Origin of the sequence: Arenibacter sp. F26102 (assembly GCF_023015865.1) — a bacterium.
Taxonomy (GTDB): domain Bacteria; phylum Bacteroidota; class Bacteroidia; order Flavobacteriales; family Flavobacteriaceae; genus Arenibacter.
This window is the reverse complement of sequence record NZ_JALKBC010000001.1, coordinates 182,366-207,809: the sequence shown is the minus strand read 5'-3', so window position 1 is coordinate 207,809 and position 25,444 is coordinate 182,366. Positions and strand designations below refer to the sequence as shown.

Below are 25,444 nucleotides of genomic sequence, written 5' to 3'. Positions count from 1 at the left end.
TGTTTCTCGTTTAGCAAACTGACGTTTGCAGTTTCAAGTTTCTATTGTTCAATGTTATTTGAACTTTATGCCCTTAAAGTCTTTTTTATTTAAATAAGTAATAAAATTTGCAATCCGTCTGCTTAATTTTTCATATTCTGCAGTTAGTCTAATCATTTCTTTCTCTGAAATATAGCCTAAATCATAAACTCTATAAATTTGTGATCTAGCTTCTCCTGCCGATCCTTTAGCCACTGAAAGAAATTGTCTAAATTCCAAATTTCCATCTCTTTCAAAGCCTTCGGCTATATTATCCATCACAGATCCAGATGAGCCCTTTATTTGGTCTCTTAGTTTATAATCACCCTTTAGCTCGGTTACATTTACAATTTGAATAATTTCACAGCTTAGACTTCTTGCTTCTTTCCATATATCCAAATCTTCAAACCTCACTATAGTCGCCATAACCAGAAACTAATTAAACCTGAAACTATATCACAGTTTCCTGTTTCAACCAATCGTACCCTTTTTCTTCCAATTCCAGAGCAAGATCTTTAGTGCCGGATTTTACGATCTTTCCGTTGTGCAATACATGAACAAAATCAGGTACTATATATTCCAAAAGACGTTGATAGTGGGTAATTACAATTACCGCATTGTCTTTGCTCTTTAATTTATTTACACCATTGGCTACAATACGCAAGGCATCAATGTCTAAACCGGAATCCGTTTCATCCAGAATGGCCAATTTAGGCTCTAACATGGCCATTTGGAAAATCTCATTCCTTTTTTTCTCACCTCCGGAAAAACCTTCATTCAAGGAACGCGATAAAAATTTTCTGTCTATTTCCAACATTTCCGACTTCTCACGAATCAATTTCAACATATCCTTAGCCGGCATATCTTCCAATCCCTTAGCTTTTCTAGACTCGTTAATGGCGGTCTTCATGAAATTTGTAACGGAAACCCCAGGAATTTCAACAGGATACTGAAAGGATAGAAATATTCCTTTATGCGCCCTATCTTCAGGTGAATTATCTTCTAGATTTTCACCTTCCAAAAATATTTCTCCCTCGGTAATTTCAAATTCTTCCTTCCCGGCAATTACAGCCGCCAAGGTACTTTTACCTGAACCGTTGGGGCCCATAATGGCATGAACTTCACCTGCATTCACCGTTAGGTTTATTCCCCTTAGTATCTCTTTATCCTCTACTCTAGCGTGTAAGTTGTTAATTTTCAGCATTGTTCTAAATTCTAATTATTTTAAATAATTGGGCGCCTTCGGCATTTTATTAAAATCTTATTCTATGTTGTTGTTTTAAACGGGTAGTAGTATTCTTTCCTATGGCACAGGAGCCCTCTATTAAAGATGACATGCCGTCAGAAAATATTTTCCTTATCCTACAGACCCCTCTAGACTTATTTCCAATAACTTTTGGGCTTCCACCGCAAATTCCATTGGTAATTTATTAAGCACTTCCTTACTGAAGCCGTTTACGATCAAGGCAATTGCCTTTTCCGTATTGATCCCCCTCTGGTTGCAATAAAAAATCTGGTCCTCTCCAATTTTACTGGTAGTGGCCTCATGTTCTATTTGTGCGGTTTTATTCTTTACTTCGATGTAAGGAAAGGTATGTGCGCCACATTCGTTCCCCATTAACAAGGAATCACATTGGGAAAAGTTCCTGGCATTGTCAGCCCTACTGTTTACCTGTACCAATCCACGGTAACTATTTTGGGACTTTCCTGCCGAGATACCTTTAGAAATAATGGTACTCCTCGTATTCTTTCCTAAATGAATCATTTTGGTACCCGTATCCGCTTGTTGATAATTATTGGTTACGGCAATGGAATAAAATTCCCCTATGGAATTATCTCCTTTAAGTATACATGATGGGTACTTCCAAGTAACGGCCGAACCAGTTTCAACCTGAGTCCAAGAAATTTTAGCATTCTTTTCGCACAATCCCCTTTTGGTTACAAAATTGAAAACTCCCCCTAGTCCCTCTTTATTTCCAGGGAACCAATTTTGCACGGTGGAGTATTTTATTTCGGCACCATCCAAAGCAATCAATTCTACCACAGCGGCATGCAATTGATTTTCATCACGGGAAGGTGCGGTACATCCTTCCAAATAACTTACATAACTACCCTCATCTGCAATTACCAAGGTTCTTTCGAACTGTCCAGTACCTGCTTGATTGATTCTAAAATAAGTGGAAAGTTCCATAGGGCATCGTACTCCCTTTGGAATGTAACAGAAAGACCCATCCGAAAAAACCGCTGAGTTAAGGGCCGCATAAAAGTTGTCCTTTTGCGGAACTACAGATCCAATATATTTTTTAACCAGTTCAGAGTGCTCCTTAATGGCCTCGGAAATAGAACAGAATATTATTCCTTTTTCGGCAAGCGTCTTTTTAAAAGTAGTGGCTACAGAAACGGAATCCATTACAATATCCACAGCCACTCCAGCCAACTTCTTCTGTTCATCCAAGGATATGCCCAACTTTTTAAAAGTGTCCAATAATTCTGGATCTACCTCGTCCAAACTATCATACTTGGGTTTTTTGTTAGGTGCGGAATAATATGAAATGGCCTGAAAATCAGGTTTTTTATATTTAACATTTGCCCATTCGGGCTCCACCATTTCCTTCCAGATTTTAAAGGATTCCAACCTCCATAAGGTCATCCATTCCGGTTCTTCCTTCTTCTTTGAAATAGCGATTACAATTTCCTCATTCAAACCATTGGGAAACGTATCCGATTCTATATCTGTATAGAAACCATACTCATACTCCTTGGTCTCCAGTTCTTTTTTTAATTCTTCCTCTGTATATGCCATTCTTCCTAATTTATCAATTGTTCAATACAACAATTGGCTAATTATTTATCATCTCCAACGCAAGCATTGGTACATTTTGTTATTTCCCCATTGTTGTATTAGAGAGAGAAACTCTCTCCACAACCGCAAGTTCTTTGGGCGTTGGGATTATTAAAAACAAACCCTTTGCCATTAAGTCCCCCGGAATATTCCAGGACCGTACCTACCAGATAAAGAAAACTTTTTTTATCCACTATAATACGCACTGCGTTGTCCTCGAAAATTTTATCGGTTTCAGTGGTTTTATTATCAAAATCGAGCTCATAGGACAAACCACTGCAGCCTCCGCTTTTAACGCCTACCCGCACATAATCCTTGCTGGCATCAAAGCCTCCTTCGGCCATTAGGGCCATTACCCTCTGCTTAGCTGTTTCAGATACTTTAATCATTCTTAATTGGATTTAATCTAAATAGTTTACAAATATAGTACATATGTAGGGTTTTACCATATTTCCTAACATTAATATAACGTATAGCCAAATAGGGGTTTTCTATTGTAAAAAATCCCTTCAAAAAAAATTGGCCAACAAAATTGTTTATCACAATTTTATGGCCAATTTTAAAATCCAATTAGATATAATTAAGGTCGTATTCTAATTATCATCACCAATTTCATCAATAGCATCATCAATTTTCTCATTAACTTCCTTATCTACCTTTTCCCCTGCTTTTTCCAGAATACCTTTATCCTTTTCTACTTCCTTCTCTATAATCACAGTTTTTTCCTTGGTTTCCCTACAGGAAATAATGGCAAAAAAAGGCAATCCCAAAACCAAAATTGTTATAATAAATTTTTTCATGTAATGTCTTTTTTAATTTATACGAATATACCAATAACTTCAAGAATACAATGATTTAAGTTAATCGCTATTCGTTAAGTTTTAATTTAACTTACCCAGTTATTCCGATTTTTTCGAAAGCATATAATCCTCTATTGGATTTATTCCAGACTTTATTTAAAAGTTTGTTATAGACCCTTAATTTTGCCTACAATAATTGATGAATCCAGCTTTCTTTACCCGCTGAAGACGGTCAGCCATTGTTCTACCTAACTTTAATAAAAATAGCATCGGTATTTCCCCTTTGCTGTAGATCCATGAAATCTGTACTTTGTGAGTCTCCAACTAAAATTATCCCATGATCAGCCGTTTCAATGGCATCAAAACCAAAATCGATACCACCACCCCCATAAGATTTCTGCCAAATCAATTCGCCGGAAGCATTGGTCTTTAATAGCCAAATATCGTTTTCCCCTAAGTTGGAAGTAGCGTCCAAATCGCTGCTTTTGGAATTTCCTGTAATAATAAAACCTCCATCACCGGCAAGACTTACACTTTGTGCAGCATCAAACTTAGATCCCCCGTAATTTTTTTCCCATACTAAACTACCATTATCATCAATTTTTATAAGCCAGATATCCGATTCGCCATTATTTTTCGAAACGTCAGTATCATTACTAAACGTGTTCCCTGTAATTACATAGGCATTATCCATAGTTTTCTCTATGTCGTAGGCTATTTCTATACCTGTCCCACCAAAAGATCGCTCCCAGACAAAATTGCCTTCACTCGAAATCTTTACAACCCAAAAATCATAGCTTCCCTTGGAATTGGAAATGTCATAATCCTGACTTTCGGAAAACCCAGCAAGAACAAAACCACCATCTATGGACTGCACTACCCCGTGAGACCTATCGTTGTTGGTACCGCCAAAATACTTCCGCCATTCCAAATTTCCCTGGGCATCCAATTTAGTGCCCCAAAATTCACCAACCCCATGCCTGGTCAAGTAGCTGCCCTTTTCCAAATAACCGTCCGATCTAGCCGCTGTAATATCCAAAAACCCCGAGAAAAAGAAACCCCCATCGGAGGTTTGTAGCAAATCATAAGAATGATCATGCCCAGAGAATCCGAAACTTCTCTCCCATTCTATATTTCCAGAGGCATCCAATTTAAGAATCCAATTGTCATGAAAACCTTCATTATTACTGGCATCCCCATCGCTGCTCTGGCTATATCCTATAAGTGCATAACCCCCATCCGCTGTTTGAACAATATTTTTACCAATATCATCCAAACTTCCGCCATATGTCCTGCTCCATTGCAAAATACCTTCTCGGTCCAATTTTAACATCCAATAATCATTATCCTCCAATGCCTTGTCGTTAATGTCCCCATCAATACTATTTGAAAATCCTAAAATGGCATATCCGCCATCATTCGTTGAAATAATGGCCTGAGCTGTATCGTCAAGGGAACCTCCAAAACTTTTTACCCATTCCAGCTCCCCTAAAAAAACTGATTTGTTCAACCCATACTTGGTTTCCTCGTCGTTATTCGAGCAAGAAAGTGCACAAAAACAAAACATTATTATGGCAATTTTCTTCATTGTTCAATTTGATTTTTTAATTACAAAAAGTCCCGAATTAATATCGCTAATAACAATTTTATTACTGGGAAAAAAGGGATATACGCTCCATACCCCGTTAAAGTCGGTCTTATTATCCGACGGATAAGTATCAAAGAAACCTACTTCGGAAATGGATTTATTCGTGATTCCCGAAATATCCAATACACGAACTCCTGCAGTATAGTTCGAAAGGAAAAATTCATCCCCCTTAACATAGCCATTATGATCAACTGCACTTGTTGTCCCTAAATAAACATGATGAAGGAGAGGTGCTGCTAAATCAGTGAAATCGAAAACCAAAGTCCTTGTTGAGAATCCAAAATTAACTTCGTCCAATTCATCACCCAGGATAAAATATCTTTGGTCCTGTGTAAACCACCCTTGATGGGTATAGGCAAAATTACTATAGGTCATTGTGGAAATTTCTTGAGGATCAGCTTTATTGGAAACATCCACTAATACCACATGATCCTCATTTGCTCCAACAAAGACTTCCTTTCCAGTGAAATTTAGATCCGGCCCACTATAGGTTAAAACCTGCCCATCGTGAGTATAGCCTGAAGCGCCATAACCTCCAGAACCCAACGGATTCTTTGGGTCCTGGATATTAATAAAGTGTACTCCCCCATTGTATATATCGTCCCGTGCAGTGCCAACCGCATAGGCAAAGCCTGTATCCTCATTAATGGCAATATTATGACAATTCCCAAATCCAGTATACCGTGCATCTGCTGAAAATGTCTCTGGAGAATTAGTAACATTCCTTAGTTTCTCAAGATCAAACACCTGCATACCATGGCCTTCCGCCTCTGAAACTATAAATGCGTGATTTTTATATACTTTTATATCACGCCATCCACTATTCACCGTAGCGGTTGGTAATTTTCCCAAATAAATGGGATTATAACCATCCGTGATGTCCACAAAACCTACACCATTTCTAAGACCAATTATAGCATATTCCTTATTATTGGTCAGGTCCGTCCACCCCCATATATCATTAGCTCCACTTGAACCCAATGTTTCCAAAGACACCTGCCCCATTAAATCATAACCCTTGCAGGGATAAATCCCTGCTTTGCCATTTAAACAAGGCGTCCCTTTTACATTCACAACTGGCCCATCTGTTGGGATTTCCTCTGAATCCGAATTTTTGGAACACCCAACGGCCAAGAGGCTTATGATAATAAAACTAATGACTTTAGACATGGCTTTCCTTTTTATAAAATTACGAACTCTTATTGATGTTGATCCACAATTCCAGTTAATATTTAAGCAAAAATTGATTGATTAATAGGTTTCTAAGATCAATATATTTGCCTATCAACAATAAAGAAAATTGGCATATTCTTGAATATTGGCCCAAAAATCCATTAACCAAATAAGGTTTTAATAGGGCTAGGGGTAGAATTTTGATAAATTAACAAAATATTCGGAAAATATATTATGTCATATTAATGCCGATTACAAAAAATTAATTTAAATTCAAATCCATTTTAAAAAACAGAAAACTTTCAAAAATTATGTCCAAAAAAAAGACCGCATTTAGTAACAATTCACGAAGAGATTTTATTAAAGGTACCGGCTTGGCAACTGCCGGATTTATGATCGTACCAAGACATGTATTGGGAGGTCCGGGTTATGTTGCCCCAAGTGACAAACTAAATATTGCCGGCATTGGTGCAGGCGGTAAGGGTAGAAGTGATATAGCATCCTTTGCAGAAAGCCCCAATGTTAATATAGTAGGGCTTTGTGATGTGGATGACAGACAGGCCGTAGAATCCAGAAAATCTTTCCCAAAGGCAAAATACTATGCCGATTTTAGGAAAATGTTGGAAAATGAAAAGGACAATATTGATGCCGTTTCGGTATCTACTCCAGATCACAATCATGCCGTTGCCGCTTATATGGCCATGTCAATGGGCAAGCATGTCTACGTTCAAAAACCTTTAACACACGATATCTGGGAGGCTAGAATGCTTACCGAAGCAGCAAAAAAATTCAAGGTCGTTACCCAAATGGGGAACCAAGGTGGCTCTGGTGATGGCGTACGAAAAATGAAGGAACTTTATGACACAGGTATCATAGGAGATGTACACACCGTAAAATGTTGGACCAATAGGGCTATTTGGCCACAAGCACTTCAAACACCAACCAAAAAAGATAAAATTCCCAAAGGGTTAAATTGGGACCTTTGGTTAGGTACAGCCGAAATGCGGGATTATAACGATGCTTACCTTCCTTTTGATTGGAGGGGTTGGTCCGATTTTGGAACAGGTGCACTTGGAGATATGGCCTGCCACATAATGGATCCCGTATACCGAATACTGCCTATACTTTATCCTAACCAGGTTGAATGTAGTGTTTCAGATTCCTTTAAAGGGAAATTTGAAACAGCCGATTACCCAAAGAGTTTCCCAAATTCAAGTAAAATACACCTGAGCTATCCAAGAACCGATGGCAAAGGGAATGTAAAGGTTACTTGGATGGATGGTGGACTTCTACCGGAAAGACCAGATGAAATGGGCGATGACGAAGCTTTGGGCAACTGGGATGGCGGAGTACTATTTATTGGTTCCAAAGGTAAATTATTGGCTGACTGTTATGGTGCCAACCCAAGACTACTTCCTTTATCGTTAAACGAACAATTTGAAGTTGCAGAAACTATTGCGAGAGTTCCGGAAGGCCACTATCTACAATGGGTTAACGCCTGTATGGCTGGTTATGGCAATGCCGAAACCAGCTCTTCATTCGATTATGCCGGTCCTTTTACCGAAAGTATCCTGATTGGCAACTTGGCTCTTAAGGCCTATTTTGAAGTAGACCCAAGTGCCGATAAAGGCAGCTTCTGGGGAGGCTCAAAATACAATGGAAGAAAACGATTGCTATGGGATGCAGAAAACATGAGGGTTACCAACTTTGAGGCTGCCAACAAGTACGTAAAACGCAATTATAGAGCGGGATATTCTGTGGGATAGACCTTTTGATTATAATTTGATCTAAAACGCCGAACTTAGTAAGTATCATTAAGAATACTTATTTAGGTCCGGCGTTTTATTTGTTTACTTATAGATTCTTTATTTAGTCCAAAAAAAGGATATAATGGATATACTCCTTATTTTTGCGGCATGATAGAAGATAAGAATCAAGAAAAGACCGGATTAGATCAATTGGGAGAGTTTGAACTGATAAAACATCTTACCAAAGATTTTACCTTACAGCATAAATCTACCCTTAAAGGTATTGGTGATGATGCCGCTGTGTTGGATTTTAAGGACAAGAAGGTTATAATATCTACAGATTTATTGATAGAGGGCGTACATTTCGACCTAAGCTATATGCCCTTAAAACACTTGGGCTATAAATCCGTCATGGTAAACTTATCCGACATCTACGCCATGAACGCAACAGCTACCCAAATAACAGTTTCCATTGCCGTTTCCAATAGATTTCCTCTGGAAGCCCTGGAAGAATTTTATAGCGGAGTGGCCCTTGCCTGCGAAATCTACAAAATAGACCTAGTGGGTGGAGATACCACCTCCTCCACCAAAGGAATGTTGGTAAGCGTAACCGTTATTGGCGAAGCTGTGGAAGAAAACATTGTTTACCGTAGCGGGGCCAAACCAAATGATCTTTTAGTAGTTTCAGGGGATTTAGGTGCTGCCTATTGTGGGCTACAGGTACTGGAAAGGGAAAAGGAAGTTTTCAAAGTAAATCCAAACAATCAACCCGATCTTTCCCCTTACACCTATATTGTGGAACGACAATTAAAACCTGAGGCCCGAAGGGATGTTAAAGACTTGTTGGAGAAACTCGAAATCCGCCCTACATCCATGATCGATATTAGTGATGGACTTTCCTCTGAAATTTTACATTTATGCGATAAAAGTGAAGTGGGATGCAATTTATTCGAAGACAAAATTCCGTTGGATCCAACGGTAATTTCGGCATGTGAAGAATTTAAATTGGACAGCACCCTGGTAGCCCTAAGTGGGGGTGAAGATTACGAGCTTTTATTCACTATAGATCAGAAAGATTTTCTAAAAATAAAAGGAAATCCCCATTTCACGGTAGTGGGACATATGACCGATAAAAACGAAGGTGTTAATTTGATTTCCAGGAGCAATACCAAAATTCCTATTACCGCTCAAGGTTGGAATTCTTTCAAATAGAGGAATGTAAGCAAATTTAATACGTCGGTAAAAAAGAATTCCCGAAAATAAAGGACGTTCCTTACTTAACTGTCGTGGGGCGCAGGACAGCCAAGAATATGGGCATTCTTATAATTTACGGGAATAACTTCAAAAACTCCTATACCGTTTAAAGTCGGAATTCATTTGCCAAAGCATAGTTTAGGCTACCTGTTGTGTGGCCCTATGTCTTTTCTGATAAATATCTTGTAAAGTATTGTTGATGTCCTGTAATTCCGGAGTTAAAGCGGAAAGATTACCACTAACATCCGTAGTCACCTCCTTACCACAGTGTACACATTGATATTCCTTGATGTGCAAGGTAACCTTTTTGGATACTGAATAATGGTGTCCGAAAATGCTGCAGCAAAATGCGCTGAGTCTTGTTCCATAATCTGTGATAACTTTCTTCATAATGCAGGTTTTAAGGGTGGCATTGGTAAGGTTTAGGGACCGTAAAATGCAAAAATTAAACTTAGGGTTAATTGGTGATCGTCACTTACTAAATGACTTTCAGATAATTAACGCCAACACCCTTCCTTTTATTGGGTACAACCTGTTTTTTTTTCGTTTTTTTTTAGTAAAACTTAATTTTTTCGACCAACTGCGCTAATACTGTGTCCAAATGCCCATTTAAACTGATCGGTTTTTAAACTATCTTTCGCTTAAAATTGCCATAAATGCCGAACACCAAGGAAACCCTTGTTACTTCTTTTGCATTATTCTCCTTATTCTTTGGAGCAGGGAATTTGATCCTCCCGCCACTTTTGGGGTTTCAGTCCGGAAGTTGGTGGTGGCTGGTAGCTCTAGGTTTTGCATTATCCGCTGTTCTAATACCCATATTGGGAATTTTGGGCCATGCCAAATTACAGGGGACCATATACGACTTTGGTAAAAAAGTCTCCCCTAAATTTAGTCTGGTTTATTCCATCCTAATTTATGCCATTTCCATTAGTCTGCCTTCCCCCGTACCGCAGCCGTTACCCATGAAATTGCAGTGCAACCCTTCTTTAATACTTCTGCTCTTGTCACCAGTATAATCTACTTTTCCTTGGTTTTTGTTTTCGTTATAAACCGTTCCAAATTATTGGACGTGCTAGGAAAAGGACTTACTCCCGCAATTATTTTAATATTGGTGATGATTATAGGGGTAACCATATTCTCCCTGGAATTCAATTTTGGGGATACTGCAATGGTCAGTCCGTTCAGTGCTGGTATTTTGGAAGGATATCAAACCTTTGATGCTATTGGGGCCATTGTAGTTGGGGGTGTAATCATTGTCTCTATCAACCTAAAGTCTAATGCGTCCTATAAAGACAAAAAAACTTTGGTCCGCAATGCGGCATGGTTGGCCGGTCTAAGTCTCTTTATTATATACGTGGGCCTTATCCTTATGGGATCCTTGAACCATAATAATTTTGAATCCGGCATCACCAGAATAGAATTGCTTTCAGGAATAAGCAAAATAACCTTGGGCAACAACGCCAATATTTTTTTAAGCTTATTGGTTAGTCTGGCCTGTTTTACGACTGCCGTAGGTATTGTGACAGGAACTTCCGATTTTATAAAGGACCAACTCCCCAATAAAAGACATGCCTACCTCTTAACTGCTATACTCGGTTGCCTTCTCGGGATTGTTATGGGACAATTTAATGTGGCGTATATTATCACGGTAGCCTTTCCCGCCCTTATGTTTATTTACCCCATCACTATCATATTAATACTCCTGAACGTTGTCCCGGAGAAATTGGCCTCACCAATGGTCTTTAAGGCTGTGGTAATCACCACAGTGATTTTCAGTGTTCCCGATTTTTTGGGAAGCATGGGTGATTTAGCACCCAACAAGAAAATCTTTTCCTGGATTCCCCTAAGTGAATACCGATTGGGATGGGTTTTGCCAGCTGGGGCAACTTTTATGATATCCAATGTAATGGAAAAAAGGCGGGGTAGTTAATGCAGCACCTTAGTACCAATTGATTACTACAATAATTATGATTGATTAACTTAATAATCTATAGTTTTTTATACTCTGCTTTAAACGAATTAAACATTGAAGCAATAATTTCTTTCGGGTCGCCATCGGAAAGGCTTTCAAACGAAATATGCCCCTGATAACCTTGATTATTTATTATTTTGGCAATTTTCTTCATGTCAACCGGGGTTTTGATTCCATTTGGGTATACATGTTCTTTAATAAACCAATAATTGGCATAAGGAGCCAGCTTTTCAATTTCATCATAAGGGTTTTCAGCATGGAGGCTACCTATATCCAGAATTAGACCAAACCATTCGGAGTCGACCCTTTTAATTATGTCAATAATTTCCTCACTTGTGAATAAAAATTCATTGTGATTTTGCAATGCTACTATGACACCTTTTTCCTCACCATATTTAGCACAGGTTTTGTACTCATCCACAAGCCACTTTTTTACTTCGTTTTTAGAAAATCCATCATGATTGTGTTTACCCGTAAAAACCCTCATGATTGTCGCTCCTAAACTTGACGAAACGTCCAACCACTCGCTGATCATAGCACTATCGGCTTTACGTGATTCAGCATCAGGGTTAACAAAATCATTTCTTATGCCGGTCCAAGCAATATTCAGTCCAAGTTCCAATGCTTTGTGCTTTAATTGAAAAAGTTCACTATTTAAAGGTGGTTCAGGATATGAAGAAAAATAATATCCCGTCAAGTCCACAGAATCTAAACCGATACTTGCGGCATATTCCATCATATCAAAAAATGTCATTTCACCCTTTTTCAACAATGAATTAAAGGAATATGCATTGACACTATATTGTAATCTATTTTTAGCCATTGCAACCATTTTAGGGCTCGCCATGAGGCTACGCATGCCCATCAAAAATGGAGCGATTGCAAGAGTCCTAATAATATTTCTTCTTTTATTATCCATATCTATAATCAATTTTGGGTTCGAAAAAATAAATATTTCCAAGGATCCGGTAATGAATTACATTAAAACCTATACCGTCACATAAGTGAAGTTATCTGAATTTAAATTAATAACCAATAATTAGCCCTTCCCGACAACAGATAATTATTTAAGCCAAAAAGAAATCCCCGAGGCTGAGCCGTCGGGGATTCATCAAATAGTGTACTCGGCATTTAGAATGTAAACAATTTACCTATTCCTGCGCCAACAATTTTATTGCTATTTCTTGGCATTCATTAATTCTTCAATCTCCCCCACCTCAATAGGAATATTACCCATAAGGTTAAAAGGAGCCCCTTTTTCTTGGATAACCACATCATCTTCCAACCTAATGCCCATATTTTCATCCGGAATATAGATTCCAGGCTCCACGGTATAAACCATATTGGCCACCATCGGCGTTTTAAGTGCCCCGTAGTCGTGGGTATTTAAGCCAATATGATGGCTGGTACCGTGCATAAAGTACTTTTTATAGGCCGGCCAATCCTTATCCTCATTTTGAACATCGGCCTTGTCCAATAACCCCAATCCCAAAAGTTCGGAGGTCATTAACTTACCTACCTCTTTATGGTATTCAGCCCACATGGTTCCGGGCACCAGCATAGCAGTGGCATCGTTCTTAACCCGCAGCACAGCTTCATAAACCGCTTTCTGCCTTGGGGTAAACTTACCGTTCACTGGAATTGTACGGGTAAGGTCGCTGGAATAGTTGGCGTACTCTGCCGCAACATCCATCAATAACATATCCCCGTCCTTACATTCGCGGTTATTTTCTATATAATGCAGTACATTGGCATTATTACCGGAAGCAATTATTGGTGTATAGGCAAATCCCTTGGACCTATTACGGATAAATTCGTGCAAGAGCTCCGCCTCAATCTCATGTTCCCAAACTCCGGGTTTAACAAAATGCAATAAGCGTCTAAATCCTTTTTCAGTGATATTACAGGCCGTTTGCATAATAGCAATTTCCTCTGGTTCCTTTACGCCCCTTATTTCCTGCAATATTGGACTGCTTTTGGCCCATTGGTGTGCCGGAAAATCTTGCTTACACTTTAAAATAAAACGATCTTCCCTTGTTTGGGTCTCTACCGCCTGGCGGTAATGTTCGTTTGTATTAAAGTATACGGTTTCCGTTTCGGTCATTAGATCAAAGAAAATCTTATCAAAATCGGTCAACCAATATACCTTTTCAATTCCAGATACTTCCGTAGCCTTTTCCTTGGTCAACTTTTCCCCTTCCCAAACCGCAATATGTGCATTGGTCTCCCTTACAAATAAAACCTCTCTGTGCTTTTCGTCCACAGCATCCGGGAACAATAACAAAATGGTTTCCTCTTGATCGGCTCCGCTTAAATAAAATAAGTCCCTGTTCTGTTCAAAGGGCATGGTGCTATCGGCACCAATTGGATATATGTCGTTAGAATTAAAAACGGCAATACTCCTTGGCTTCATCTGGGCCATAAATTTCTTGCGGTTCTTAATAAACAAGGCGTTATCTATTTGCTGATATTTCATTATTTATTGTTTTGCAGACAAATTTAATAAATAGCAAGTGCAAAGCCCCACTTAGAATAAAATCATTTTTAAACACAGCTGCACCTTGGCCTTAAATTCCAAAATAGCCTATCTTCGTTCCATCATTTTGTGGTGCAAAAAGTGGTGCAAAAAATAGTTCTCCATCACATGTAAATACCCTAAAATATTGTCTATTGTTATGACCAAAAATCTAGTTCTTTTATTTCTAAGTGCGGTTACCCTAAGTTGGGGCCAGGTAAAAAATTCAGCAGTTACAACAAATGACTATTTAAATATCCTTAGGAGTAACATAACTGGGGAGCTTGCCTACGAGACTACTGCTTTCGTTGAACAGTTTTGGCGCGTGGTGGGCAATGAAGGTTTTAACAAAAGTATTTATAAAATTGCCGATGGCCTGGAGGCCGCAGGTTATGTCTTGGAGGATAATGCATCCAATACCGATCGTTTTACCTACAGAATAGAAAACAGACCCTTGGAACTTCCCACATGGGAAATTGTGGATGCGGAACTTAGCCTTGTTGGTATTAATGAACCATTGCTATCCTATGCTTCAAATAGAAACATGGTATATCAAAATTCAACTTCGACCCCTAAAAATGGAACCACCGCTGAAATAATATTTGTAAAGAATTTAGATGAACTCCAAAGGGTTTCGGTAAGAGGTAAAATTATTTTTACGGAACTCAATATCATTGAAATTTACAAGGAAGGTGTTTTAAAAAAGGGTGCATTGGGAATAGTTAGCTATGATAATCCCGCGTATTTGCAACCAGAGAAAAACGTAAATTCCATTCAATTCAGAAGTTTGCCTTATGATTCAAAAAATACCTGGGGTATAGCCCTGTCCTACCAGGCCAAAGAGAAGTTGAAAGCGGCTTTGGAAAAAGGAAAAGTATTTGCCAAAGTGAATATTTCCAGTAAAATGTATCCTTCTGAAGAACTGACTGTCGTAGCCAACATAAAGGGATCGGAAATACCTGAGGAGCGTATCGTGTTTAGTGCCCATATACAGGAACCAGGTGCCAATGATAATGCTAGCGGAGTGGGAGCGCAATTGGAAATTGCTTCCATGGCCGCCAAATTAATTAAAAAAGGCGGTATTGATGCTCACCGAACAATGACCTTCCTCTGGGGAGATGAAATTATATCCACAAAAAGGTATCTCCAAGAAAACGAGAAAAGGGCAGCAACTGTTAAATGGGGACTTAGTCTGGATATGGTAGGTGAAAATACAGCCATTACCGGAGGTTCGTTTTTGATCGAAAAAATGCCAGATCCCAGTGCCATTTGGACCAGAGGAAAAGATAAGCATACGGAATGGGGTGGTAAACTGCTCACCTTGGAGGATATGAAACCCCATTACCTAAACGACTATATAATCCATACCTTCATGAATCAAGGGAAAGCTGCACAATGGACGGTAAATACCAATCCTTATGAAGGGGGCAGTGATCATACCCCATTTTTGGACAGCCATATACCCGGATTATTGCTATGGCATTTTACCGATCAGTTTTATCATACCGATAGCGATAGAATGGATAAGGTATCTCAAGAAACACTTAAAAATGTGAGTATAGCCGCCTTGGCCAGTGCATTGACCTTAGTAAACGGTGATTCCTACACGGCCATGGATATTGTTGAAATAGTAAAAGAAGCTGCTACCACACGTCTTGCTGAGGAATTTTTACTCAGTGAGAAATCCGTAAATGCCGGTAAACCTGTGGAAAATGAGGTGGATATAATAAAAGCTTGGGAGGATTGGTATTTAAAAGCCATTACTTCCACTAGGGACTTGGCCTCACCGGAGAATACGGTAATTTTGGACAAGGCCATTTTACAGGCGCAGTCCATTATTGAATCCCAGTGCAAAATTTTTGTTTCGGAATTGACGAAATGATGCTGCCGGAATATTCCATAGTGTTTTAAAAAATCAAAATCATAAATTGTCTTTGGTCGATTTATGCGCGAAACAGCTAGGTTAATTGATCTATATTGACCATGATCATCCCTGTCCAGAGTAAGGCCGCCCATAACCAAAGTATGGCCACATATACGGAAATAAGCATCACTTTGGAATCAGATATTTTATTGAAGTAATACCAGGCCACAGCCGCAAATACAAAACCGAAGGACCATAACATGCCAACCATAATAACGGTTGGCCACACCCAATCTCCATGCCAATCGTTTATATTAGGATAAGGTTCAAAAAGGAAAGAGACGGGGTAATATAATATTCCTCCCAATGCACCCATGCTTAGTAGACCTAGTATTGCGGTTACAAAAAATGCAATTAAAGAGAATTTTATATTCAAAGTCCAGGATTTCCAGATTACCATGCAGTCATCTTGATTTTTACAGTTGAGTTAGATTCTAACGCCAGGAAACCAATAAAAGTATAGTCACAGCAAACAGTTTAATAAAATAATGTAAGAAAAAACCTTCTAAAATTACAGTGGCCAAGATCAATTCATACACCTATAAAATCTTTCCAAACACCTAGTTAAGAAAATATAACTCACTGACTATTATCTTTTTATAGAACATAAATCCAAAAAAGTCTTACTTAGTTCAACATTTTTTATAGTTTGACCGAAAAGATTTTCCTGTTATTTATGAACTATAATTATGGAATTCTTTAAATTGGTTCTAAATACTGTACATAAATTCAACAAAGTTTGTTAATAACTCGATTCTAGAGTAAATTTGCAATCAAAACAAATAACCAATGAGTGGATTTTTAAACTCTTCAATAGGCAGGAAGTACACCATGGCCCTTTCCGCCTTTTTCTTAATGATTTTTATCCTTCAACATTTTGCCATTAATATCCTATCCGTTTTAAGTCCGGATACTTTTAATGAAACCTCACATTTTATGGGCACCAATGCCCTAATACAATACGCATTGCAACCAGTGCTGTTATTTGGGGTCATCTATCATTTTGCGATGGGATTTGTTCTGGAAATAAAAAACAGGAAAGCGCGTGCCATTAATTATGCCAAAAACAATGGCGCGGCCAATTCTACTTGGATGAGTAGGAATATGATATGGAGCGGCGGCTTTATCCTTGTATTCCTAGTTATTCATTTCTTGGATTTCTGGTTTCCCGAAATCAATACTAAATATATTCAAGGAGATATGTCGGGACTTTTAGCCGATGGGGAAGGCTATCGTTATTACGAAGAACTTACCCATAAATTTGAACCTATTTGGAGGGTTGCCCTTTATTGTTTAGGGTTTGTTTTTCTTTCATTGCACCTACTTCACGGCTTTAGTTCAGCGTTTCAATCTGTTGGTGCCAATAATAAATATACAAAAGGGTTAAAAGGATTTGGAAAGGTTTACGCTGTTTTAATTCCGCTAGGATTTATTTTCATTGCACTTTTTCACCATTTTAACCATTAATAATACAATTCTATGTCTGTATTGGATTCTAAAGTACCAAAAGGCCCATTAAAGGATAAATGGACGACCTATAAGGATAAAATAAACTTAGTAAATCCTGCCAATAAACGAAACATCGATGTTATTGTTGTTGGTACAGGTCTTGCAGGAGGTTCTGCTGCAGCAACCCTGGCGGAGCTTGGTTATAGGGTAAAAGCATTCTGTTATCAGGATTCCCCACGTAGGGCACATTCCATCGCCGCACAAGGAGGAATAAACGCAGCTAAAAATTATCAAGGGGATGGGGATTCTACCTATCGCCTGTTTTACGACACTGTAAAGGGAGGGGATTACCGTTCACGCGAGGCCAACGTATATCGTTTGGCAGAGGTTTCGGCCAATATCATTGATCAATGTGTAGCACAAGGGGTGCCTTTTGCTCGGGATTATGGCGGATTATTGGACAACCGTTCTTTTGGTGGTGTTTTGGTTTCCCGTACGTTTTACGCTAAAGGACAAACAGGGCAACAATTATTGCTAGGGGCTTATTCTGCCATGAACAGACAGATTGCCCGTGGGAAAATAGAAATGTACAACAGGCACGAAATGCTGGATGTTGTAAAGGTAGATGGCAAGGCACGAGGAATTATAGCGCGCAACTTGGTTACTGGTGAAATAGAACGCCATTCCGCACACGCAGTAGTAATTGCATCCGGCGGTTATGGAAATGTATATTTCCTTTCTACCAATGCCATGGGATCTAACGCTACCGCAGCTTGGAAAATACATAAAAAGGGTGCCTTTTTCGCAAACCCATGTTATACCCAAATTCACCCTACCTGTATCCCACGCTCGGGAGACTATCAATCCAAATTGACCTTAATGTCCGAGTCATTGAGAAACGACGGACGTATTTGGGTCCCCAAAAATATGGAAGATGTATTGGCCATTAGGGAAGGAAAATTAAAACCTACCCAATTGAGCGAGGAACAAAGGGACTATTATTTGGAAAGAAGATATCCTGCCTTTGGAAACTTGGTGCCACGTGACGTTGCTTCCAGAGCAGCCAAAGAAAGATGTGATGCCGGTTACGGTGTTAACGCCACTGGGGAAGCAGTGTATCTGGATTTTAAATCCGCTATTGAAAGATACGGATTGGAACAAGCTAAAATTCAAGGAATTCAAAATGCTTCCAAAGAAAAAATTACCGCATTGGGCGAAGCAGTAGTAGAGGAAAAATATGGTAACCTATTTCAGATGTACGAAAAAATCGTAGATGAAAATCCATATAAGACCCCAATGATGATCTATCCTGCAACCCACTATACCATGGGCGGTGTTTGGGTAGATTACAACCTAATGACTACAGTAGAGGGATTGTATTGTATTGGAGAGGCCAATTTCTCCGATCACGGTGCCAACCGTTTGGGAGCATCTGCATTAATGCAAGGCTTGGCCGATGGTTATTTTGTACTACCGTACACGATAGGTGATTACCTTTCCCATGAAATTAGGACTGGTAAAATTCCAACGGACTCTCCCGAATTTGACACAGCGGAAAAAGAAGTAACCGAAAGAATTAATTTCTTTGTCAACAATAAAGGAAGCCATTCGGTAGATTATTTCCATAAACGTTTAGGTAAAGTAATGTGGGACAAATGTGGTATGTCGCGTAACGCTAAAGACCTAAAGGAAGCCATTGCAGAAATTAAGGCTATTCGCGAAGAGTTTTATAAAGAAGTAAAAGTTCCTGGCTCGGCAAATGAGATGAATCCGGAATTGGAGAAAGCGGGAAGAGTGGCAGATTTCTTGGAATTGGGAGAATTGTTCGCCAAGGATGCCTTGATGCGAGAGGAGTCTTGTGGAGGACATTTCCGTGAAGAGTCTGTGGAGATTGATGGAGAGCAAAAAGGAGAGGCAAAACGTAACGATGAAGATTATGCTTTTGTGGCTGCTTGGGAATATAAAGGAGAACCTTCAGACGCCGTTTTACACAAGGAACAATTGGAATTTAAGGATATAGAATTAAAACAAAGAAGCTACAAATAGGCAAAAGACAATAGGCATAAGCCAAATATAAATGGAGATTGCCCACATGAATGATGTAAGATCGTATAAAGATTTACTAATTTGGCAAAAAGGAATAGATATAGTTAAAGAGACCTATTTATTATGCCAAGAAATACCAAATGACGAAATTTTCGGATTACAAAGTCAAATCAAACGTTCCTCTATATCAATACCTTCAAATATTGCCGAGGGATGGGGTCGAAATTACACAAAGAATTATATTCAATTTTTAAAAATTTCCAGAGGGTCCTTGTTCGAATTGGAAACTCAAATAATAATAGCTAAAGAATTAAATTTTATATCAACCAATAGTTATAATAAAATACAAGGTATAATAACCGAAGAAAGTAAAATGTTAAACGCCTTCATTAAATCGATAGACAAATAACTAATGCCTATTGGCTTTTTGGCTAATAAACTATAAGAATGAATCTTACATTAAAAATTTGGAGACAGAAAGGACCACAGGACAAAGGTAAAATGGTCCAATATAAGGTGACTGAGATTTCAGAACACATGTCCTTCCTTGAAATGATGGATGTTTTAAACGAACAGCTCACCAACAAAGGCGAAGAACCTGTTGCTTTTGACCATGACTGTCGCGAAGGTATTTGTGGTATGTGCTCTATGTACATCAATGGGGAAGCCCATGGTCCGGATAGAGGGGTTACTACCTGTCAGCTGCATATGCGCATGTTCAAGGATGGTGACACCATTACTATTGAGCCGTTTAGGGCCAAGGCGTTTCCTGTCATCAAAGATTTGGTAATAGATCGCAGTTCTTTTGAACGTATTCAACAGGCCGGTGGTTTTATTTCCGTCAACACCTCCGGAAATACCCAGGATGCAAATGCCATTCCCATAGATAAGCATGCAGCCGATACGGCCATGGATGCTGCTACTTGTATTGGTTGTGGTGCATGCGTAGCTAGTTGTAAAAACTCCTCCGCTATGTTGTTTGTTGGGGCTAAGGTATCCCAATACGCTTTATTGCCACAAGGACAGGTAGAAGCTACGGATCGTGTTAAAAATATGGTTGCGCAAATGGATTTGGAAGGATTTGGAAACTGTACCAATACGGGGGCTTGTGAAGTAGAATGTCCTAAAGGAATTTCCTTGGAAAACATTGCCCGTATGAATCGTGAGTTCTTAAAAGCCAGCATGAAAGGATAGTCCCGATCAAAATATAATTTGTGGTTCACAAAATTAGACCCCATTCTCTTTTAGGAATGGGGTTTTTGTTTACCCAGATCCCAAAATTCCAGTATCTTTAAATATGAACAAGGAATATAAGGAAGAGCGGATAATAGTCCCGCGTTTCAATGAAGAGTCCGGTTTTTATACCACCCCTGAACGTTCTAAGATTATGGGAAAGATCAGAGGCAAAAACACCATTCCCGAAATAAAATTTAGAAAAGCACTATGGGCGGCAGGATATAGATATAGAATAGATTATAGGAAATTGATAGGCAAACCAGATATCGTCCTAAATAAATATAAAACCGCAATCTTCATTGATGGCGAATATTGGCACGGGTATAATTGGGAAGAGCGGAAACATAAAATTAAAACCAATAAAGAATTCTGGATCCCAAAAATTGAGCGTAATATTCAACGGGATAAAGAAGTAAACCTAGAACTCCAACATTTGGGCTATACCGTATTCCGATTTTGGGAGCGTGAAATTAAAAAAGAATTGGATGAATGCCTAGATCAAGTAATTACCCATTTACAATCTCAGCAATCCTAATCTAAATGCAGCACTTATAACTACTCCCAAATGGCCAATTATAAACACAAAATATCCTCCAAGCTTCCGAACGTAAAGACCACGATCTTTACGACCATGGGACAATTGGCACAAAAACACAACGCCATAAATCTCTCCCAAGGCTTTCCCAATTTTGAACCTGACATAAACTTGATCAATTTGGTGACGAATGCCATGAAACAGGGATACAATCAATATGCCCCTATGGCAGGTGTTTTGGAACTTCGGGAAGAGATTTCAAAGAAGATTGAGCAATTATATGGTAGGCATTATAATCCAGATAATGAAATAACAATAACAATTGGTGCTACTCAGGCTATTTTTACCATCATTACGGCATTTATAGGCCATGGTGATGAGGTAATAGTCATTAAGCCGGCATACGACTGTTATGAGCCCGCCATAGAGGTGAATGGGGGTATCCCAGTATTTGTTCAACTCAACAATAGCGATTTTAAGATAGATTGGGAGGCATTTCGTTCCAAGATTACCTCCAAAACCAAAATGGTAATAATTAATACTCCTCACAATCCTAGTGGCACCATATTCTCCAAAGAAGATATGCTTCAATTACAGCAAAGTCTTGAAAAAACTGATATAATTGTCATTAGTGATGAAGTATACGAGCATATTGTCTTTGATGGCCTTGAGCATGAAAGCGCTTCAAAATTTGACGACCTTGCCTCCCGCACCTTTGTATGTGGTTCCTTTGGAAAAACATTTCATATTACTGGTTGGAAAATGGGATACTGCGCAGGCCCGGCCGAATTAATGCACGAATTTCGCAAAACCCATCAGTTTAACGTATTTAGTGCTGACCATGCCGTTCAAAAAGCTTTGGCCACCTATTTAAAGGAACCTGAACACTATCTCAGTCTCAACAGATTTTATGAGGATAAGCGCGACCTTTTTCTTTCCGGATTAAGCAATTCAAGATTTAAAATACACCCCTGCCAGGGCACCTACTTTCAATTGGTGGATTTTAGTAACATTACCCTTGAACCGGATAAGGTCTTTGCAGAACGTTTGGTCAAGGAATACCAAATAGCCAGTATTCCCATTTCAGGGTTTAATACCACGGGAATGGACAAACACCTTGTGCGATTCTGTTTCGCCAAGACCAACGATACCTTGGAAAAAGCCACCTCAATTCTCCGCAAGCTGTAATATATAAGGCTTATATGGACACTCCCTCTTGTAGATCCAATCTCATTAACCAATCCGTCTGCTTGTCATTGCCGATGTAATACGGATGGCTTCCAAACTTTTGGAAGCCCAATCTTTCATAAAACTTTATAGCTTTAGTGTTAAATTCCCAAACCCCAAGCCACACATAATATTTGTTTTTGGCCCTTGCCATTGAAATTACCTGTGTTAATAACCAGGCTCCAATTCCCTGACCTTGGAATTCGCGCAATACATAAATACGCTCCAACTCCATGGAATTATTATCCTTAATATCCGATTGAGATTCATTTTCATTCATTTTAATATACCCCACTAAAATGGTATTGTTGTAGACAAAATAAAAAGTTGAATTGTTATCATGAAGTTCCTTGATAAGCGCTTTCTCCCCAAATGCCGAATTAAGATATACCTTAAAATCTTCGGGATTATTATCCTTTTCAAAAGCTTCTATAAAAGTCCTCTTGCTTAGATTAGCCAAAACCTGCAAATCGGTAATGGAGCAAGGCTCCAAATGTAGTTTCATTTCTAAGTTTTTGTTACCTAAAAATACAATTTTCAACTCGGTTAAACACCAAAAAAAAAGGGAGCAATACTTGGTTGTATTGCTCCCTTTAAAAATTTTGATTTATGCTTACAGCATAAATAATTTTTTTGTCAACCGTACAATGCCTCTTAAAAAGTCATTGCGATAAACTTGAATTTCTTCCTGCGCGGGGGCATGGCTCATTTGGGCTTCCATAGTAAAAGAGGTTTAAGGGTTTAGTAGTTGTTAAATTTGGGGTTTAACTTCTGTTATTAATTGCAATATAATTCAGATTAACACAACATTTAAAAAATTGTTGTGAAACATACTGTAATTGTTGTCTGCGCATAAAAATAGTTATTTCAATCGATATATACGTTTTCCAAAATGTTAAATAGAGACTGTTTATTTAAATGTGTGATAATATAAAAATTCAATAAATTCGGACATAAATTATTGAATATTCCAGCTAAACATCCATCTCTGGGATATCCCCTTCTACAATTAAATTCCCTTCAGTAGCCTTCACTATCTCATCAACGCTAACACCAGGAGCCTTTTCTAACAATTTAAATCCTTCGGGAGTTACATCCAGTACTGCCAAATTGGTCACAATTTTTTTTACACATCCTACTCCCGTCAATGGCAAGGAGCATTTCTTTAACAACTTGGACTCCCCCTGCCTATTGGTATGCATCATGGCAACAATGATATTCTCAGCAGAAGCCACCAGATCCATGGCCCCCCCCATTCCCTTGACCATTTTACCCGGGATTTTCCAATTTGCAATATCCCCATTTTCCGAAACCTCCATTGCACCCAAAATGGTCAGGTCTACATGTTGACCCCGAATCATCCCAAAGCTCGTTACAGAGTCGAAAAACGAGGCTCCCGGCAGTGTGGTAATGGTTTGCTTACCCGCATTGATGATATCGGCATCCTCTTCCCCCTCAAAAGGAAAAGGTCCCATTCCCAACACCCCATTTTCACTCTGAAATTCCACGCTTATATCGTCCCTTACAAAATTGGCCACCAAGGTTGGTATTCCAATTCCAAGGTTAACGTAATATCCGTCTTTGACTTCCTTTGCAATGCGCTTTGCTATTCCGTTTTTATCCAACATAATTAACGTTATAATTTACCAATGTATCAATGTAATAATTTACCTATGTGTTAATTAAATAATTGGTCAATAAACCAAAGATTCAATTTAAGAATCAGAGATTATAACTTTGCATTCTTCTTACTCGTACTAATAATTTTATACATTATCAACCCCAATTCCTCAATGTTTTCTTTCAAAAGCATGTCGAAAGGATAGGATTCTGCCCTTTCGCATAAAACCAGCCAATATTTGGTTTCCTCAAGTTCCTTGACAGCAATTTTCATTTTGTGAATGAAGTCGGCCCTACTTTCTGCGTTTTGAGCTTCATGAATATTAGCACCAATACTCGTTCCCGCTTTTAACAACTGTGTAGCAATGACATACTTTATTTTCTCTTCCAAAACTTCACAATACTCAACAATTCTAATGGCAAATTCGACTGATTTTTGAACAACAGCATTTTCCTTATTAATCATATCGTTCTAGAAGTTAAAGTGGCCCATTTGCTAGTAAACAACATCGCACTTAAATAATAAAAACAGAAAAGGGCAATTCATTAAAACTTCGTTTCCCATGATTTATCAGTCAGCGCCCATTAAAAATAAACCCCAATTGTTACATTTTCAAATTAACCGATTGACTAATTGCCTTTACGTACCGTCAACTGCTCAATTCTTTTCTCGTAATTTTTACCTTGGAAGATACGCTGCACAAAAATTCCCGGGACATGGATCTGGTTGGGATCTAACTGTCCTGCAGGTACCAGTTCCTCTACCTCAGCAACCGTAATCATGGCAGCACCACACATGGCCGGATTAAAGTTTCGGGCGGTTCCCTTAAATATTAAATTCCCTGCCTCATCGCCCTTCCAAGCCTTGACAAAGGAAAAATCGGCCTTAAAAGCTTCTTCCAGTACATACATTTTTCCATTAAACTCCCTTGTCTCTTTTCCTTCCGCAACTTCGGTTCCATAACCGGCAGGAGTGTAAAAGGCGGGGAAACCGGCCTGTGCCGCCCTACATTTCTCCGCTAAAGTTCCTTGAGGGGTAAGTTCAACCTCCAATTCCCCACTTAACATTTGTCTCTCAAACTCATCATTTTCCCCCACATAAGAAGAAATCATTTTATTGATTTGTCTTTTATGCAACAATAAGCCAAGACCAAAATCGTCCACACCGGCGTTATTGGAAATGCAGGTCAAATCCTTGACTCCCATCTTCACCAAGTGCGTAATTGCATTTTCCGGGATACCACATAATCCAAATCCTCCAAGCATAAAAGTCATACCGTCCTTTACGCCCTGTAAGGCCTCCTCCACGTTGGCAACTGTTTTTCGTATCATATAAAACCGACTTAATTTAACTTATTTCCTTGGTCTCTCTAAAATACGGGTTTTTAACGAAAAATGCCCTTAACTTTTGATTAAAAGCAAGGGCATTTATGGGTA

General features: G+C 38.8%; 26 protein-coding genes. 11 read left to right on the top strand and 15 right to left on the bottom strand.

Going from position 1 to position 25,444, the window contains the following annotated elements; all coding sequences use genetic code 11:
- Positions 1–54: 54 nt before the first annotated feature.
- The 7 genes from MWU78_RS00830 to MWU78_RS00800 form a co-directional block, all read right to left on the bottom strand.
- Positions 55–444, bottom strand: coding sequence for a four helix bundle protein (locus MWU78_RS00830; RefSeq protein ID WP_246994076.1), 390 nt, complete (start codon positions 442–444; stop codon positions 55–57).
- A 25-nt stretch (positions 445–469) separates the two neighbouring features.
- Entirely contained in the window at positions 470–1,222 is a 753-nt protein-coding gene (gene sufC / locus MWU78_RS00825) for a Fe-S cluster assembly ATPase SufC (protein WP_246994073.1), read from the bottom strand.
- Positions 1,223–1,375: 153 nt separating this feature from the next.
- Positions 1,376–2,821, bottom strand: coding sequence for a Fe-S cluster assembly protein SufB (gene sufB / locus MWU78_RS00820; protein ID WP_246994072.1), 1,446 nt, complete (start codon positions 2,819–2,821; stop codon positions 1,376–1,378).
- Positions 2,822–2,919: 98 nt separating this feature from the next.
- Positions 2,920–3,249: an iron-sulfur cluster assembly accessory protein gene (locus tag MWU78_RS00815; protein ID WP_103439097.1), complete on the bottom strand. Its 330-nt coding sequence runs from the start codon at positions 3,247–3,249 to the stop codon at positions 2,920–2,922.
- A gap of 204 nt (positions 3,250–3,453) precedes the next feature.
- Positions 3,454–3,660 carry a hypothetical protein gene (locus tag MWU78_RS00810; protein ID WP_187582316.1) on the bottom strand — a complete coding sequence of 69 codons (207 nt, stop codon included), beginning with the start codon at positions 3,658–3,660 and terminating at the stop codon, positions 3,454–3,456.
- A gap of 244 nt (positions 3,661–3,904) precedes the next feature.
- On the bottom strand, positions 3,905–5,248 hold the full coding sequence (locus MWU78_RS00805; RefSeq protein WP_246994070.1) for a hypothetical protein: 1,344 nt from the start codon (positions 5,246–5,248) through the stop codon (positions 3,905–3,907).
- 3 nt (positions 5,249–5,251) lie between these two features.
- Complete coding sequence (locus tag MWU78_RS00800; RefSeq protein ID WP_246994068.1) at positions 5,252–6,478, bottom strand: choice-of-anchor B family protein; 1,227 nt, start codon at positions 6,476–6,478, stop codon at positions 5,252–5,254.
- A gap of 314 nt (positions 6,479–6,792) precedes the next feature.
- Between MWU78_RS00800 and MWU78_RS00795 the strand changes: the two genes are divergently transcribed.
- Complete coding sequence (locus tag MWU78_RS00795) at positions 6,793–8,247, top strand: Gfo/Idh/MocA family oxidoreductase (protein WP_246994066.1); 1,455 nt, start codon at positions 6,793–6,795, stop codon at positions 8,245–8,247.
- 150 nt (positions 8,248–8,397) lie between these two features.
- Positions 8,398–9,441 carry a thiamine-phosphate kinase gene (gene thiL, locus MWU78_RS00790; protein ID WP_246994064.1) on the top strand — a complete coding sequence of 348 codons (1,044 nt, stop codon included), beginning with the start codon at positions 8,398–8,400 and terminating at the stop codon, positions 9,439–9,441.
- 180 nt (positions 9,442–9,621) lie between these two features.
- Here the strand turns inward: thiL and MWU78_RS00785 are convergent, their stop codons facing one another.
- A complete protein-coding gene (locus MWU78_RS00785; RefSeq protein ID WP_246994061.1) occupies positions 9,622–9,873 on the bottom strand; it encodes a hypothetical protein in 252 nt (83 codons plus the stop codon).
- A 266-nt stretch (positions 9,874–10,139) separates the two neighbouring features.
- On the opposite strand from MWU78_RS00785, the gene MWU78_RS22530 reads away from it, so the two are divergent.
- A complete protein-coding gene (locus tag MWU78_RS22530; protein ID WP_348647049.1) occupies positions 10,140–10,499 on the top strand; it encodes a branched-chain amino acid transport system II carrier protein in 360 nt (119 codons plus the stop codon).
- Positions 10,457–11,413, top strand: a complete 957-nt coding sequence (locus MWU78_RS00780; protein WP_348647048.1) for a branched-chain amino acid transport system II carrier protein — start codon at positions 10,457–10,459, stop codon at positions 11,411–11,413. The genes MWU78_RS22530 and MWU78_RS00780 overlap by 43 nt, the downstream gene beginning before the upstream one ends.
- Before the next feature lie 58 nt (positions 11,414–11,471).
- On the opposite strand, the gene MWU78_RS00775 is transcribed toward MWU78_RS00780, so the two are convergent.
- Together MWU78_RS00775 and MWU78_RS00770 are read right to left on the bottom strand one after the other, a co-directional pair.
- Positions 11,472–12,374: a sugar phosphate isomerase/epimerase family protein gene (locus tag MWU78_RS00775; protein WP_246994059.1), complete on the bottom strand. Its 903-nt coding sequence runs from the start codon at positions 12,372–12,374 to the stop codon at positions 11,472–11,474.
- A gap of 258 nt (positions 12,375–12,632) precedes the next feature.
- Positions 12,633–13,931, bottom strand: a complete 1,299-nt coding sequence (locus tag MWU78_RS00770) for an aminopeptidase P N-terminal domain-containing protein (protein ID WP_246994057.1) — start codon at positions 13,929–13,931, stop codon at positions 12,633–12,635.
- A 199-nt stretch (positions 13,932–14,130) separates the two neighbouring features.
- On the opposite strand from MWU78_RS00770, the gene MWU78_RS00765 reads away from it, so the two are divergent.
- On the top strand, positions 14,131–15,852 hold the full coding sequence (locus MWU78_RS00765; RefSeq protein WP_246994055.1) for a M28 family peptidase: 1,722 nt from the start codon (positions 14,131–14,133) through the stop codon (positions 15,850–15,852).
- A 76-nt stretch (positions 15,853–15,928) separates the two neighbouring features.
- Here the strand turns inward: MWU78_RS00765 and MWU78_RS00760 are convergent, their stop codons facing one another.
- Positions 15,929–16,294, bottom strand: a complete 366-nt coding sequence (locus MWU78_RS00760; protein ID WP_246994053.1) for a hypothetical protein — start codon at positions 16,292–16,294, stop codon at positions 15,929–15,931.
- A 389-nt stretch (positions 16,295–16,683) separates the two neighbouring features.
- Here MWU78_RS00760 and MWU78_RS00755 point away from each other — a divergent pair, with 389 nt between their 5' ends.
- The 6 genes from MWU78_RS00755 to MWU78_RS00730 all read left to right on the top strand — a co-directional run bounded on the left by MWU78_RS00755 (position 16,684) and on the right by MWU78_RS00730 (position 22,348).
- Complete coding sequence (locus tag MWU78_RS00755) at positions 16,684–17,361, top strand: succinate dehydrogenase cytochrome b subunit (RefSeq protein ID WP_246994051.1); 678 nt, start codon at positions 16,684–16,686, stop codon at positions 17,359–17,361.
- Positions 17,362–17,373: 12 nt separating this feature from the next.
- The gene (locus MWU78_RS00750; protein WP_246994049.1) at positions 17,374–19,389 is read left to right on the top strand and encodes a fumarate reductase/succinate dehydrogenase flavoprotein subunit; all 2,016 of its coding nucleotides are present in this window, start codon (positions 17,374–17,376) and stop codon (positions 19,387–19,389) included.
- A 31-nt stretch (positions 19,390–19,420) separates the two neighbouring features.
- Complete coding sequence (locus MWU78_RS00745) at positions 19,421–19,798, top strand: four helix bundle protein (protein WP_246994047.1); 378 nt, start codon at positions 19,421–19,423, stop codon at positions 19,796–19,798.
- A 38-nt stretch (positions 19,799–19,836) separates the two neighbouring features.
- The gene (locus tag MWU78_RS00740; protein ID WP_246994045.1) at positions 19,837–20,583 is read left to right on the top strand and encodes a succinate dehydrogenase/fumarate reductase iron-sulfur subunit; all 747 of its coding nucleotides are present in this window, start codon (positions 19,837–19,839) and stop codon (positions 20,581–20,583) included.
- A gap of 103 nt (positions 20,584–20,686) precedes the next feature.
- Positions 20,687–21,160 (top strand): very short patch repair endonuclease, encoded by a 474-nt coding sequence (locus MWU78_RS00735; protein ID WP_246994043.1) that lies wholly within the window; start codon positions 20,687–20,689, stop codon positions 21,158–21,160.
- Between the two features lie 30 nt (positions 21,161–21,190).
- The gene (locus MWU78_RS00730; protein ID WP_246994041.1) at positions 21,191–22,348 is read left to right on the top strand and encodes a methionine aminotransferase; all 1,158 of its coding nucleotides are present in this window, start codon (positions 21,191–21,193) and stop codon (positions 22,346–22,348) included.
- Between the two features lie 10 nt (positions 22,349–22,358).
- Here the strand turns inward: MWU78_RS00730 and MWU78_RS00725 are convergent, their stop codons facing one another.
- From MWU78_RS00725 to MWU78_RS00710, 4 genes are all read right to left on the bottom strand, one after another.
- Entirely contained in the window at positions 22,359–22,892 is a 534-nt protein-coding gene (locus tag MWU78_RS00725) for a GNAT family N-acetyltransferase (protein ID WP_246994039.1), read from the bottom strand.
- A 469-nt stretch (positions 22,893–23,361) separates the two neighbouring features.
- Entirely contained in the window at positions 23,362–24,015 is a 654-nt protein-coding gene (locus MWU78_RS00720; RefSeq protein WP_246994037.1) for a CoA transferase subunit B, read from the bottom strand.
- 101 nt (positions 24,016–24,116) lie between these two features.
- On the bottom strand, positions 24,117–24,473 hold the full coding sequence (locus tag MWU78_RS00715; RefSeq protein WP_281503778.1) for a four helix bundle protein: 357 nt from the start codon (positions 24,471–24,473) through the stop codon (positions 24,117–24,119).
- Positions 24,474–24,637: 164 nt separating this feature from the next.
- A complete protein-coding gene (locus MWU78_RS00710; protein WP_246994035.1) occupies positions 24,638–25,339 on the bottom strand; it encodes a CoA transferase subunit A in 702 nt (233 codons plus the stop codon).
- Positions 25,340–25,444: the final 105 nt, after the last annotated feature.